This is a genomic window from Planktothrix sp., from assembly GCF_046067725.1.
GTDB lineage: Bacteria > Cyanobacteriota > Cyanobacteriia > Cyanobacteriales > Microcoleaceae > Planktothrix.
This window is the reverse complement of the sequence record NZ_JBJUDF010000371.1, coordinates 1-12,783: the sequence shown is the minus strand read 5'-3', so window position 1 is coordinate 12,783 and position 12,783 is coordinate 1. Positions and strand designations below refer to the sequence as shown.

The 12,783-nt window shown below is 36.9% G+C and carries 12 protein-coding genes and 1 pseudogene; 8 read left to right on the top strand and 5 right to left on the bottom strand.

What is annotated here, in order from left to right:
• The 5 genes from ACKPEB_RS22975 to ACKPEB_RS22955 all read left to right on the top strand — a co-directional run.
• Positions 1 to 275 (top strand): PhoH family protein (locus ACKPEB_RS22975; RefSeq protein ID WP_408967358.1); only part of this gene is annotated, 275 nt, incomplete at its 5' end.
• 97 nt (positions 276 to 372) lie between these two features.
• The gene (locus ACKPEB_RS22970) at positions 373 to 777 is read left to right on the top strand and encodes a ChuX/HutX family heme-like substrate-binding protein (protein WP_408967357.1); all 405 of its coding nucleotides are present in this window, start codon (positions 373 to 375) and stop codon (positions 775 to 777) included.
• Positions 778 to 921: 144 nt separating this feature from the next.
• Positions 922 to 1,749, top strand: a complete 828-nt coding sequence (locus tag ACKPEB_RS22965) for a DUF6816 family protein (RefSeq protein WP_408967356.1) — start codon at positions 922 to 924, stop codon at positions 1,747 to 1,749.
• 78 nt (positions 1,750 to 1,827) lie between these two features.
• Positions 1,828 to 2,676 (top strand): transglutaminase-like domain-containing protein, encoded by an 849-nt coding sequence (locus ACKPEB_RS22960; RefSeq protein WP_408967355.1) that lies wholly within the window; start codon positions 1,828 to 1,830, stop codon positions 2,674 to 2,676.
• A 58-nt stretch (positions 2,677 to 2,734) separates the two neighbouring features.
• Entirely contained in the window at positions 2,735 to 3,103 is a 369-nt protein-coding gene (locus tag ACKPEB_RS22955; protein ID WP_408967354.1) for a Lin0512 family protein, read from the top strand.
• A 175-nt stretch (positions 3,104 to 3,278) separates the two neighbouring features.
• Here ACKPEB_RS22955 and ACKPEB_RS22950 read toward each other — a convergent pair whose 3' ends face one another.
• Entirely contained in the window at positions 3,279 to 3,788 is a 510-nt protein-coding gene (locus tag ACKPEB_RS22950) for a hypothetical protein (protein ID WP_408967353.1), read from the bottom strand.
• Positions 3,789 to 3,973: 185 nt separating this feature from the next.
• Here ACKPEB_RS22950 and ACKPEB_RS22945 point away from each other — a divergent pair, with 185 nt between their 5' ends.
• On the top strand, positions 3,974 to 5,293 hold the full coding sequence (locus ACKPEB_RS22945; protein WP_408967352.1) for a YcjF family protein: 1,320 nt from the start codon (positions 3,974 to 3,976) through the stop codon (positions 5,291 to 5,293).
• Between the two features lie 55 nt (positions 5,294 to 5,348).
• On the opposite strand, the gene ACKPEB_RS22940 is transcribed toward ACKPEB_RS22945, so the two are convergent.
• Positions 5,349 to 5,789, bottom strand: coding sequence for a GUN4 domain-containing protein (locus tag ACKPEB_RS22940; protein WP_408967351.1), 441 nt, complete (start codon positions 5,787 to 5,789; stop codon positions 5,349 to 5,351).
• A 110-nt stretch (positions 5,790 to 5,899) separates the two neighbouring features.
• On the bottom strand, positions 5,900 to 7,855 hold the full coding sequence (gene shc / locus ACKPEB_RS22935) for a squalene--hopene cyclase (protein WP_408967350.1): 1,956 nt from the start codon (positions 7,853 to 7,855) through the stop codon (positions 5,900 to 5,902).
• A 213-nt stretch (positions 7,856 to 8,068) separates the two neighbouring features.
• Between shc and ACKPEB_RS22930 the strand changes: the two genes are divergently transcribed.
• Positions 8,069 to 9,313: a glycosyltransferase gene (locus ACKPEB_RS22930; protein WP_408967349.1), complete on the top strand. Its 1,245-nt coding sequence runs from the start codon at positions 8,069 to 8,071 to the stop codon at positions 9,311 to 9,313.
• Here the strand turns inward: ACKPEB_RS22930 and ACKPEB_RS22925 are convergent, their stop codons facing one another.
• A complete protein-coding gene (locus ACKPEB_RS22925; protein WP_408967348.1) occupies positions 9,314 to 10,396 on the bottom strand; it encodes an AI-2E family transporter in 1,083 nt (360 codons plus the stop codon).
• A gap of 138 nt (positions 10,397 to 10,534) precedes the next feature.
• Here ACKPEB_RS22925 and ACKPEB_RS22920 point away from each other — a divergent pair, with 138 nt between their 5' ends.
• Positions 10,535 to 12,445 carry a GTPase family protein gene (locus ACKPEB_RS22920; RefSeq protein ID WP_408967347.1) on the top strand — a complete coding sequence of 637 codons (1,911 nt, stop codon included), beginning with the start codon at positions 10,535 to 10,537 and terminating at the stop codon, positions 12,443 to 12,445.
• A 152-nt stretch (positions 12,446 to 12,597) separates the two neighbouring features.
• Here ACKPEB_RS22920 and ACKPEB_RS22915 read toward each other — a convergent pair.
• A pseudogene (locus tag ACKPEB_RS22915) lies at positions 12,598 to 12,783 on the bottom strand (GDP-L-fucose synthase); the annotation flags it as partial.

Sequence of the window (12,783 nt, the reverse complement as noted above, 5' to 3'; positions counted from 1 at the left end):
CTTTTATTATTTTAGATGAAGCCCAAAATACAACTCCGGCTCAAATGAAAATGGTGTTAACTCGTTTAGGGTTTCGGTCTCGAATGGTGGTGACGGGAGATATTACCCAAACGGATTTATTACCCAATCAAACATCGGGATTAACAACAGCATTAAAAATCTTAAAAAATGTCGAGGGTATTGCTTTTTGTGAATTTTCCCAAGCTGATGTGGTGCGCCATTCCCTCGTCCAACGCATTGTTGCTGCTTACGAAAAACACGAGAAAAGCAACTAAATCTGGGGGTTAATATCTGGGTAAAAAAAATAGCTAAAGCTTACAGAATTATAGTAAAATTTGGAATTAAAAAGGATTGATAACTGGATTTTAGACCATGAGTAATCTCAAAGAATTTTTAGAAGCGTGCGAAAATTTGGGAACATTACGGTTAATTGTTACCAGTAGTGCGGCGGTGTTAGAAGTGAGGGGAAAACTTGAAAAACTATTTTATGCAGAATTACCCAAAGGAAAATATGCCAATATGCACACGGAGGGGTTTGAATTTCATCTGAATATGGATCATATTAAACAGGTTAAATTTGAAACAGCAGAAGCAAAACGAGGAAATTTTACGACCTATGCCATTCGCTTTTTGAGTGAACAGCAAGAGGTTGTATTAAGTGCGTTTTTACAATGGGGAAAACCCGGAGAATATGAACCCGGACAAGTGGAACAATGGGAAACCTTAAAAGAAAAATATGGTGAAGTTTGGGAACCCATTCCTGTTGAAATATTATAGGTTAATCTCCCCTTAAATGTAGAGGCGAGGTCTTCTCGCCCTCATCCCCAAAATGTAAGCAAAGAGGGTTGGCAGACCCAACCCCTACGGTAAAATATTACAATTTCTAGTCAATCTTTTTTGCCTATTTATAACTATAAAAAGATGAAAAAAATTATTTTAATTGTGGGTTTAATTGTGGGTTTAATGTTCGGAGAAACCGATGCTCAAGCCGGACAGTTAGCCGAGCGTTTATCCAAATTTCCTGACTGGAATCATAAACCCATGATTCAAAAGGCGCAAGGAGATTTATATTATCCTCAGTGGATGGAAGGAGAGTGGGATGTGACCAGTACATTAGTCGATAAAGTCGCACCGATGGCTCCCAAGATCACCACTCCCGGCTTTGAAAAAAATGCTGAACGTCTGAATCAACCCGTTGAGTTTAAAGTTAGATTTAAAACAGTTCAATCGTTACCAAAGCTACAGATTTTTCCCTTAACTTTATTTTTAAATCAAGCCGGTTCAGAGGAACAAGAAGATGAAAAAATCTATCCTAATATAGTGGGTGATCGCGCGTTTAATGGGTTTAATATGGGGAAAGCCACGTTAGGAGAAAATGGGATTTTATCCGTTAAGGCAGATCCCACAAACCCGAATCGTTTAATTACAGTTTTACCCGGAAATATCGAACTGATTTCAACGGTCACAGGTCGGAGTTCTGAAACTCCCAGTCAAGATCAATTTATTGCCACCGAAATTAGTCAACAAGTCTTTGAAAGTTCATCTCAAATTTATTTGAATGAAGTGGAAACCACAACGGCTTACCAGGCAGAATTTGACGACAAAAATTCACCCAATGAGGTAAAAACGATTATCGGAGATCAAGTGACAGCCGTTTATTTATCTCCTCAAGATCCGAATTTTTTTGCAGCGAGTGGTCATCCAGTGGCGTTATATCGCTATCAATTAAAGTTAGTGAAGAAGGAATAATTAGAAACCGGGTTTCTGAAAGAAACCCGGTTTCTGGGTTAAAAATCGCAACAACGAAGGGTTTAAGGGTTGGGATTTATGAAATTTAAAGTCGGTTGTGAATTAAACTATCAAGTCAGTAGCAATACTACATTTATTTTCAATGTTAATGTTGCTAAAAGTGCCAATCAAACCATTTTAGAAGAACATTTGAACTTAGAACCGAATCTTAATCATGAAGAATATATTGATCCTAATTTAGAAAATCGTTATATTCGGATTAACGTTCCTTTAGGGAATTTAAGCTTATCCTATCATGCCATTGTTGATGTAATTTATGAAGAAACCAATCCCACAACGATTAATGAAGTTCCCATTGCCAAACTTCCCTTAGAATTGTTACAATATATTTATCCGAGTCGCTATTGTCAATCCGACCGACTAATGCGGTTTACTCAATCAGAATTCGGTCATTTATTGCCCGATTATTCCAGAGTAACGGCAATTTGTAATTGGATTTATGATAATATAACTTACTTATCGGGGAGCAGTGATCAACATACCTCTGCCTTTGATACGGTCACAGAACGGGCTGGAGTCTGTCGAGATTTTGCCCATTTAGGAATTGCCTTTTGTCGTTCTTTAAATATTCCGGCTCGGTTTGCATCGGGTTATGCTTATAAACTTCAACCTCCAGATTTTCATGCTTATTTTGAAGCATATTTAGGCGATCGCTGGTACTTATTTGATGCCACTCGCCTTGCTCCTCGCAATGGATTAATTAGAATTGGAACCGGACGAGATGCGGCGGATATTGCCTTTGCTACTATTTTTGGAATAGCAGAAATGAATCAAATGAAAGTGGAAGTAGACTGTTTAGAACCTTATTCTGATTCAGACTGTCCAGAATATACCCATCAAGCTATTAGTCATCAAGTGTTTTCATAGCATTGGAAAAAGTGAGAGTTTAGGTATAAAATTAAATTAACAATAACAAGTATAAATCATGGCAAAAAAACGGTTTGTGATTGAAATGGGAATGGGAGTTGATCAACATGGACAGGAACCGACGGTTGCCGCTGCAAGGGCGGTTAGAAATGCGATCGCCCATAATGCGTTACCTGGAATTTGGGAAGTAGCGGGTTTAAATCATCCCAATGAAATGATCGTCGAGGTGCAAATTGCTGTCCCCTATCCTGAACAAGTGAGAACCGAAGAAGTATTAGCGGTTTTACCCTTTGGACAGAAAACAATTACCGTTGAAACTGGGGGAATGGTAGTACAAGGACGGGCGATCGAAGAATTTCAAGATAAAAATGATGAAATGTTAATTGCTGTTGCGGCGGTGACCGTTTGGGTGGAAATGGCTGATTAAATTCAAGCAATTTGAAGGCATTTATTTCGGTTTTAAAATTAGTATTGTTTTTAGAAAATTGTCACTCAAATTGATCACAATTTTCTATAACAATAACGAGGGTTTATTAATCAGAAAAAACTATGAACTCCCCCACACTAGGAAACTTGAGGCCAGGCAATTTTAGCAGAGGAGTTTAAACGGGATAATACAAACCATCGCCGCGTCTGTGCCAACCAATACCACTGGGATCTTTTTGTTGACTCCAATGACTAAAATGTTCTGCACCTTTAGCGAATTCTTTTGAAACACTTCCTGTATTAACTCCTAACCGACGAGTGAGTTCTTCCTCCGTTTTGGGTGTCAACCTCAATAAACTTCTAGGATGATTACTATTAGCAGAATTCGAGGATCGACGAGTGGTTTCGGCTGAGGAGGTTTTATCTAATAACTGTTGCATTAAGGCAATTTGGCTTTTTAATAAATCAATATCTTCTTTAAGTAACTTAACTTGGTCTTGTACAATCTGTTCGACCTCTGTTCGCAGTTCAGAATTCAGTTGAGGTTGTTCCCCATCAAAGAACTGTTTAATCATTTGGACTAAGGCTGCACTTTCCGTTAAATTGTGCCGTTTCATGTACTGACGCAGCTTTTTGTGATAGTCCGGTGGAACATAAGTAACGGCTCTAATATTCTTTGTTACCATGAGTATGTTAAATTGTGCTACCTCAACACTAACACGACTGACAAACCAGTACGCTACTATGAGCATACTATTGACCAGGGATTAATGGCTGGGAACATCTAAGGGTTTTTGTATTTAGCTATATTAGCTTAAATTATCGAGTTTTAACTTTGAACTACAATAAATCTAAATATCAAACTTGAGCTATGATTGAAACCCCTGATTCTGAAAATTCTGCTTCGGTAGCTGAAACCTCCAATTCGCCAACATCGGTTAACTCTTCTTGGGTGCAGGGAATTGCAGAAAGTTGGAATCGCACAACCCAACATCTTAAACGACTTTTCCCGACTCAATCAATTGCTAAAACCTTTGTGCAATGGTTTAGTGTAAATGAAACACAAATTGCCGAAATTTTAGAAACAGTTCGGGCAGAACTTCCCACCACAGAAGCATTATTAATTGGCAAACCCCAAGCGGGAAAAAGCTCTATTGTTCGAGGGTTAACCGGGGTTTCCTCTGAAATTGTCGGTCAAGGATTTCGTCCCCATACTCAACACACCGAACGCTATGCTTATCCCTCGAATGATTTACCGTTATTGATTTTTAAAGATACTGTAGGTTTAGGAGATATTAATCAAAATACAGATACTCTTATTCAAGAATTAATCGGGGATTTACAGCAAGAAACCCAAAAAGCTAGAGTTTTAATTTTAACGGTTAAAATTAACGATTTTGCAACGGATACCCTCAGAACTATTGCCCAAGCTTTACGGAAAAAATATCCTAATATTCCTTGTTTATTAGCCGTTACCTGTCTCCATGAACTTTATCCTCCCCAAATCGATAACCATCCTGATTATCCGCCGGATATTGAAGATATCAATCGAGCTTTTGCTGAATTAAAATTGGCTTTTAAAAAGTTATATGATCAATCAGTTTTAATTGATTTTACCTTAGAAGAAGATGGCTATACTCCTGTATTTTATGGGTTAGAATCTTTGCGGGATACCTTAGCAGATTTGCTGCCTGAAGCGGAAGCGAGAACCATTCATCAATTATTAAATCGAGAGGTCAATCATCAACTTGGAAACCTTTATCGAGATGTGGGGCGACGGTATATTTTAGCTTTTAGTATTATGGCGGCAACGGTTGCGGCGGTTCCTTTACCCTTTGCTACCATGCCTGTATTAACTGCTTTGCAAGTTTCCTTAATTGGGTTATTAGGAAATCTCTATGGAAAAACGTTAAATCCATCTCAAGCTGGAGGTTTAGTGAGTGCGATCGCCGGAGGATTTTTTGCCCAAATGATCGGTCGAGAATTAATTAAATTTATCCCAGGTTTTGGTAGTGTTATTGCGGCATCTTGGGCGGCTGCTTATACTTGGGCATTGGGAGAAGGTGCTTGTGTTTATTTTGGAGATTTAATGGGAGGAAAAAAACCGGATTCTCAAAGAATTCAAATGGTTATGAAAGAAGCATTTAAAACAGCAAAAGAACAGTTTAAAGAAATTAATTTATCTAAATAAAGGAAGCCATATGACTAAACAGAAATTAAGTTAACGACAAAAACTCGGTTTCTAGTTAATTCTTAAGATTAGAATTTTTATTGTCTTCAATCTTACAAATATTAGAACGATAACTAATAGCATAAGTTAAATTGTGCTGATCGTTTTGCCAACTCATATTTTTATTTTTAAAATGAATCTTTCCTTGAGTATAACGATACCAAATATTTTCCATTTTCCTTAAATCTTCACAAGGAAGTTGAGCAATATCCTTTGAATTTAACTGAATAGGATCAGAATACTTTGGATTTTTACCTAAAGCTAATAACATCATCCTATAAGTTTGAAGTTCTGCTTTAGAATATTGCTTTGCTGCTAATAAATTAGCCAATCGTTCATAGTCAGGTTTTACCTGAATTTTTTCCGATAGGGTAGCCGTTCTAGCCATTCCAATGACTAAAGATGTAATCGATGCAATGACACCCAATGCCACAATAACCTTTTCTTGATGATCCATTTTTCCTTCAAATTAGTTTGTTATTGAGCTTTCTCCCTAATTTATAGGGCATAAACTGATACTAAAATCGCACGCCGAGAACTTTTTTCCTCCCTGTTCCCTATTCCCTACTATAATTTCTGATAACGACCTAACGCTAACAACGGGAAATAATGTTGGTAATAATGATATTTGATGTAAAAATGACCCGGAAAACCTGTTCCTGTAAATTCTGATTCATCCCAGCGACCATCCACAAGTTGGGTTGAAATTAAATAGTTAATTCCCTGTTCAATGACCTCCATTTCATACTCTTCGATTGTTTGTCCAGCCGCCATTAAACCGATTAATGCCCAAGCGGTTTGAGAAGCGGTACTGACACCTTTTCCTTTCAATTGAGGATCATTATAACTCTGACAAGTTTCTCCCCAACCTCCATCGGAATTTTGACAACTCACTAACCAATTCGCACCCCGTCTGATCATCGGTTTAAGAGAAGAATGACCCCACTCTTTATAAATAGGATGGATCACCGCTAATGCAGATAAAACCCCACTGGTTCCATAAATATAATTAACTCCCCAACGTCCAAACCAACTTCCATCACTTTCTTGTTCCTGTTTTAAATAGGAAATTGCCCGTTCAATGGCAGGTTTTAAGGATTTAATTTTAAATTGCAATTCCTCAGAATTGGGATCTAATTCTCCTAACATTTCAATCACTCTAGCCGTAACATCTGCGGTATTTGGATCAATCATGGCTTTTAAATCTCCATAGGGAATCGCATTAATCCAATCTTGATCATTATCAAGATCAAAAGCTGCCCAACCTCCGGCTTTACATTGCATTAACATCATCCAATTAATGGCTCGAATAATAGTTGCTTCTTTCAACGATTCATCAGGAATTTTTGCTTGATTTAAAGCCATAACAACAACCGCAGAATCATCTAAATCAGGATAAAATCGATTGGTAAACTCAAACGCCCATCCTCCAGGTTGTCCCTGTTTATTTTTAACCTTCCAATCTCCATAATCTAAAATTTGTTGACGAATTAACCATTTTGAACTGTTGACAATCGCAGAATGGTTAGGGTCAATTCCTGACTCAATTAATGCTCGAATTACCCACGCCGTATCCCAAACCGGAGAGACACAAGCTTGCATCCGATAGGTTTCTTCTGTTTCTATGGCAAAGTTATCAATCGCTTCTAAACCCCGTTGAACAATCGGGTCAGAGACGGAATAATTTAAGCATTTTAAAGCTAATAAAGAATTTAACATAGCGGGAATAATTCCAGCCCAATCCCCCGTGACTTCTTGTCGTTCTAAAATCCATTCTTCGGCGGCTTTTAAACCTTGTTCTCGCAAGGGAACTAGATTCAAGAATTCGGTCAATTTAAAAACTTGATCTAACCCGACAAAAATATCCGTCCAATCGTTATTTTTTGCTAAATCAAAATTAGCATTTTGTCGTCCTTTGACATAAAGCTCATCTAAATTTAAGCTTGGATCAAACTTAAAAACTGGCTTTTTATCAAAGACAATCAGCAAAGGAACCGTACTACTTCTCGCCCAACTGGACATTTCATAAATGGTAAAGGGGGAACCTTCAGGTAACAACATAATCCAAGGGGGAATCGATGGAATTCCTCGCCAGTCATAACAGCCAATTAACGCTAAATGTAGCTTGGTAAAAATCCGAGTTTGGGTAATTCCTCCTCGGTCTAAAATAAATTCTTTGGCTTTAATTAAAGCGGGATCGGTTTCTGATACCCCTAATATTTTTAACGCCATATAAGCTTCAACGCTGGTACTCAGTTCCCCACCATCTCCATAAAATAATTCCCAACCGCCATGATCTCGTTGTTGAGAACGAATATAGGTTTCAGCTTTATATAAAGGACGAGTTTTATCGGTTCCCCAAATTTTATGTAAGAGAATAATTTCTGATATAATAGTTACATTAGATTCTAATTCTCCCCACCAATAGCCATCAGGATATTGTTGAGATAATAAAAATTTTTGACTGGCTGCGATCGCATTTTCTAAACTTGTACTAGAAACTTGATTTAAGGTTTCCATCATTAACCGTTTCACTCCTGTTAATCCTTGTGAGGATATCCTGTTGTTATAGATTTTAGGTATTATAGCTGTTTTTAGTCGGATCAGCGATAGAAAATTGGACAAAAATCCTAAAAATAGAACAAGGTCTCAGGAAGGCAAAAATCAGCAACATCGCCAATATCTGTTATATTATTAGGTGCTCTCCCGATTTTATTTTAGTCTTTTCAGTTGAAGATGGAAAATTTAATTTTAATTTTAACGCTATTCTCTTTAATAATATGGATTATCTTATTATTATTTAGAGGAAATTTTTGGAAAGCAGATCAAAAGCTTCCACAGGTTCAACAGCCTTTATGCAATTATCCTAATGTTACTGTAATTGTTCCAGCTAGGAATGAAGCTGCATTAATTGAAACCAGCTTGCGATCACTTCTCAATCAAAACTATCCGGGGTCATACTCTATTATTTTAGTCGATGATCAAAGCCAAGATAAAACAGCAGATATTGCTCAAGAAACGGCTAAAACCTTAAATAAAATAGACTCATTAAAAATCATTACTTCTCAACCCTTACCTGCTGGTTGGACAGGGAAACTTTGGGCGATGGAACAGGGAGTTAAATCGACTCAACAGTTAATTAATCCTCCCGATTATATTTTATTTACCGATGCTGATATTGAACATTATTCTCAGAATTTAAAGCAATTAGTCGAAAAAGCCGAGACAGAAAAGCTAGAATTAGTATCCTTAATGGTATTATTACGTTGTCAAAGTTTCTGGGAAAAACTATTAATTCCCGCCTTTGTATTTTTCTTTCAAAAATTATATCCTTTTTCTTGGGTTAACCATCCTCAAAGTCAACTCGCCGCAGCAGCAGGAGGATGTATTTTAATTCGTCGGAATGCTTTAACCCGAATTGGGGGTTTACAAATTTTAAAACAAGCGTTAATAGATGATTGTTCCTTAGCACAAGCAGTGAAATTAACCCCCCAGGAGGAAGAAGAAAGAAAACCGATAACTCCGGGGTTTTCTATCAAGTGTTTCATCTTTCCTTTTACTTCTAAATTTTATACTCCGATTTGGTTAGGGTTAACAGAAACCACCCACAGTTTAAGACCTTATCCAAATTTAGCGAGTATTTGGGATATGGTGGCGAGAACAGCTTTTAGTCAACTGAATTTTTCCATCATTTTATTAGGTTTAACATTAATGGGGATGATTTTGATTTATTTAATGTTTCCTTTGAGTTTAATTTGGGGAATTTTACATCAAAATGTATTCATCATGATTTTAGCCATATTAACGGGGTTATTGATGCAAATTTCCTATTATCCTACCTTAAAACTTTATCATCTTTCGCCAATTTGGGGGCTAACTTTACCCTTAATTGGCTGTTTATATCTGTTGATGACCTTAGATTCAGCGTTACAATATTGGCAAGGAAAAGGAGGAAATTGGAAAGGAAGAACCTATCCCTAGTTAAGCTTTTGTCTCCATAGAATCTTTACTTCCTTCTTTAGATTGCATAGCTTCAATATCTAATAAATTCACAATAACCCCTGCAATGGGAACTGAAATAAATACCCCTAAAATTCCTGCAATTCTGCCACCAACCATGAGGGAAAAGAACAAAACGACTGGATTAATATTAACAGCACTTTGCATAATTCTAGGCGCAATGAAGTTATCTTGAATCTGTTGTAAAATCACACTAAAAAATAGAAGTTGTACGGTCAGCCACCAGCCACTTTGAATCAAAACAATTAAACTAATTGTTAAAATTCCCAGTGTGGCTCCTATCCCTGGGATAAAATCAAAAAAGCTAACAATAATTGCGAGGGAAAAGGCGAAAGGAATGTTCAAGATACTAAAGACGAGAAAACTAGCGGTTCCCAAAAAAAACGAGAGTAAAATTTGACCTCGAAAGAAGCCTAAAAAGCTTCTTTGAAGCGCTAATGAAAACTGATTTCGATGGCTATAAGGAATTAATTTTAAGAGGAAAAACCATAGCCTTTCGCCATCAACCAACATAAAGAAGGCAATAACAAAAATGATAATAAATGAAATGAACGCATTTGGTAAGGAAGAAAAAGCACCTAAAACAAAACTCATCAGCGAGCCCAAAGATTTATTAAATTCAGTTTCTATAGGAGCTAAATTAATATTAATTTTTCTATTCGTGAAAAACTCTTGTAAACGATCAAAAGGATTATCCGTTGAGGTTAAATTTTCAACAATCAGAGAAACAAGCTGTTGAAATTGATTGAAAAACATAGTTCCCAGTGCTAATCCGGTGCTAACAACTAGCAATAAACTGAGAAAAATAACGATTCCTAATGCCCATCCTCGACCCAAATATCGCTCTAAATAGCGCACTGGATAGTTGAGGAGAAAAGCTAAAATTGCCGCTAATATAAAGGTAAAAAGGATATTCTCAAAATATTTAAAAAGTTCAATGAATGCCCATCCAGAGGCAAAAAATAATAAAAACCGCACTAAACTATTGGTGCTAATACGATTCCAAAAAGCGTTATCCTGGGAATCAGGGGGTAAATTATTCATTGGGATGACTCAATTTCCGTCAACCTTGATATTTTAGCGGATCTTTTTGATTTAAGATACCACTTTCTTGATCATTTAAATATTCATTCTATAATAAAGCTTGAAAAGTAGTCTATCAATTTTGAAACAGAGGCGACTATGATTCGACTCAAACAATGGCAATGGGTGGTTTTGATTGCACCGATATCAATCATTCTAATTTTTCTGTTAGTATCGGCAGGAATTACAATTCATAATTGGAAAATTAATTGGATTTGGGGGGTATTTACCCTGATATTTTTAGGTTGGCGTTGGTTGTTAGTCAAATGGACTCAACCTTTAGTTAAACAGATGGAAACCGTCGTTGCTGAAGTCAATCTTGAACTCGAATCCCCTGTTAATCAACCTCCATTAAATGCTACTGGAAATCAAGTCACAATTCAAGTCGAAACCGCCTTACAGGAGATTTTAACCCTCGCCCAAAATGATCCGCCAATTTGGGAAGATAGTGCAATTTTTGGGAAACGCTGTCAAGCGGTGGTGACATCAATTGCTAATATTTATCATCCTGAAGTTAAATATCCATTGTTAAGTATTTATATTCCCCAAGCTTATCAATTAATTCGAGGAACTGTGGATGATTTAGATCGATGGATGGAAAAATTATCTCCAGTATTGAATCAAGTTACTGTTGGACAAGGATATGAAGCTTATCAAATTTATCAGAAATTAGAACCCTCCGCGCGTAAACTTTGGAGAGTGTGGAATTGGGCACAATGGTTATTAAATCCAACGGCTGCTTTAGCGCGAGTTGCCACTCAAAAATCGACCAATCAAGCGACACAACAATTGTTAGTTAATTTAGGTCAATCTTTACGAGAAGCCGCCTTAAGAAATTTATGTCGTCAAGCTATTATTCTTTACAGTGGAAATAGTTTACCTGTAACTGAATTTGTGGTTAATAATCCTTCTATTGTGCAAGCTAAAACCCAAACAATTCGAGAAATTTTAAACCAAACTGAACCGATTGAAACCTTACAACAAAAGCCGGTTAATTTACTCTTATTTGGACGGACTGGGGCGGGAAAAAGTAGTTTAATTAATAGCTTATTTCAAGCGGATAAAGCGAGAGTGGATGTGTTACCGAGTACCGATAAAATTAAAAATTATCAGTGGGAAATGGAAACGGGAGAAAGCCTTAATTTATGGGATACTCCAGGTTATGAACAGGTGAATCATCCTGAGTTACGAGAACAAGTTTTAGAAGCAGCAACCAATGCGGATTTATTATTATTAGTGACTCCAGCCCTTGATCCAGCGTTACAAATGGATGCCGATTTTTTGCAGGAAATTAAACAACAGGAATTAGAGTTACCTATTATTACAATTATTACCCAAGTTGATCGTTTACGTCCGATGCGAGAATGGCAACCGCCTTATGATTGGCAATGGGGAAATCGTCCCAAGGAAAAAGCCATTCGAGACGCAACACAATATCGCATTGAACAGTTAGGAAAGTATTGCGATCGCGTGTTACCCATTGTTACCCAAGATCGTCAAACTCAACGTTCATCTTGGGGAATTGATCTGTTATCCATTGCTCTTTTAGAAACGATTGATCCCGCAAAAAAACTGCGTTTAGCTCGCTTTTTAAAAAATCGAGAAGCCCGGATTTTAGCAACAGCTAAAGTTATTGATCATTATACCTTTCAAATGGCAACAACCCAAGGATTAACAGCATTATTAAAAAGTCCGATTTTAAGATTTATTTCCACCTTAACAACAGGTTCTACCACCTTAGCTTTATTACTCGCAGAACAAATTCCAGTCGAACAATTACCGGTTGTGATTGGTAAATTACAAATGGCTTATGACTTATTTTTATTATTAAATTCAGGAGAATCTGATGCACTTAATTTTGATTTATTGGCTCTCTGGCCGTTACTTTTAGAAAACCCTAATCCCCCTGACAAAAATGCTTGGGCTTTTGGTCATGCGTTAGTGGAATATTGGACACAAAAACTCACCATTGAACAAATGCAACAGCGATTTCAATTTTATATGAAGTAATAGAAAACGTTTGAAGAATGCCTGTATTCTTACAAAGAAATTAAAAAAGGTGTGTTATAGAATTTGAACACACCTTTAGGGTTATTAATAGCAATCACCCAGGAAGTTAAGGCAAAGGTATCCTTTCTACTGCCTTTTCTCGGTTATAAAAATCATGATTCAGCGTGTTGACGATACCAATCAATGGTATTTTTTAACCCTTCTTTAAAGGCAACTTCTGCCACAAATCCGAACTTTTCTTTAGCTCTGGTTGTATCCAAACAACGGCGTGGTTGACCATTAGGTTGATCAGTTTCCCAGACAATTTCTCCCTCAAATCCCATCAATTCACAAATCGT